This window comes from Mesorhizobium sp. M7D.F.Ca.US.004.03.1.1 (assembly GCF_003998635.1).
Lineage (GTDB): Bacteria > Pseudomonadota > Alphaproteobacteria > Rhizobiales > Rhizobiaceae > Mesorhizobium > Mesorhizobium loti.
On the sequence record NZ_RZQG01001273.1, the window covers coordinates 1 to 1,304 of the forward strand.

A 1,304-nucleotide genomic window follows, 5' to 3' on the forward strand; every position below is an offset into this window, starting at 1 on the left:
GGTTAAGAATCCCCTAATATAAGGGCTTTCTAAAACTCGTGATCGGCAACCAACGAGTTAAGACGATGCAATTGGGGTAGGGAGAAGCAGCGGCGACCAAAGTCGTCGCAGCCATCATTATCGAGCCACCATCCATCCGTGAATAGCCAGCTCAAGCGGGTTGTTCGCAAAGCGGTGGCTTGTCTGGATGGCGCTGACAATTGATGCCTCCCCGAATTCGCACACCGATCGCGCGGCTATTCTTCGGCTGGAGGCAGCCGGTCGTTCAGTACTGTCGATAAACAGATGGGGCATCTGTTCTTAAACAAGGGGGGTTGAAAATGGCTTCTAAAATCGCCGATGCCGGTGGAACCACTGCGTCTTTCTCCAACACGCCGCAGGCGAATGATGACGTTTTCAATTTAACCGAGGATACGGCCGTCCTCGCTTCGGGTTCGCAAACCATCATAGTTCTCGATGTGATGGCAAACGATCAGGGTGGAAACGCAAAGTCCCTCTTTTCGGTGGACGACGGGATTTCCGCGTCGACGGCCACGAAGCAATACGCGCCCCTTGACCTGACGACTCAGGACTTTCAGACGGCCGGCATTTCAACCTGGGAAAGCATCGGTGTCGGGGTTTCCATCCGCATAAACAACGGCAAGGTCGAGATGGACCTTAGCGGATATCTGGCGGCGCATGGCTTCACCAGCCTGCAGGCCATGGGTCCGAACGACCATCTCAATGAGACCTTCACCTATGCGATCAAGCTCGGCAACGGAACGCTGAGCTGGGCCAGCGTGTCGGTCAACATTCAAGGCACCAATGATGCGGCCGTGATTTCCGGCGTCTCAACGGGCGCGGTCATCGAGGCTGGCGGTGTCGCCAATGCCATCCCCGGGACGCCAACGGTGAGCGGCACTCTGACAGATACTGACGTCGACAATACGCCCAATACGTTCCAGGCGGTCGCGGCGGGAACCGCGGGCGATCATGGCTACGGGACCTACCAGATGACCGCGGGTGGTGTCTGGACCTTCACACTCAACAACAACAATGCGGCAGTGCAGGGCCTCAACGTCGGCCAGAATCTCACCGAGACCTTTACCGTCCACACACAGGACGGCACCGCCCAGGTGGTCACCGTCACCATCCACGGCACCAACGACGCGGCCGTACTGTCGGCCGACGTGCGCAACCTGACCGAAGGCAACACGGTGGCGCAGATCAGCACCTCCGGCACGCTGACCATCTCCGACGTCGACAACCCGGCGACCTTCGTCGCCCAGGCCGCAACCGTTGGAACCTATGGCACCTTCGCCATC

Annotated in this window: 1 protein-coding gene; it reads left to right on the forward strand. The window is 58.4% G+C overall.

All coding sequences use genetic code 11. The annotated features are described in order from the left end of the window. Positions 1–320 precede the first annotated feature (320 nt). The coding region (locus EN935_RS36260; protein WP_206534668.1) for a VCBS domain-containing protein at positions 321–1,304 on the forward strand (984 nt) is incomplete at its 3' end.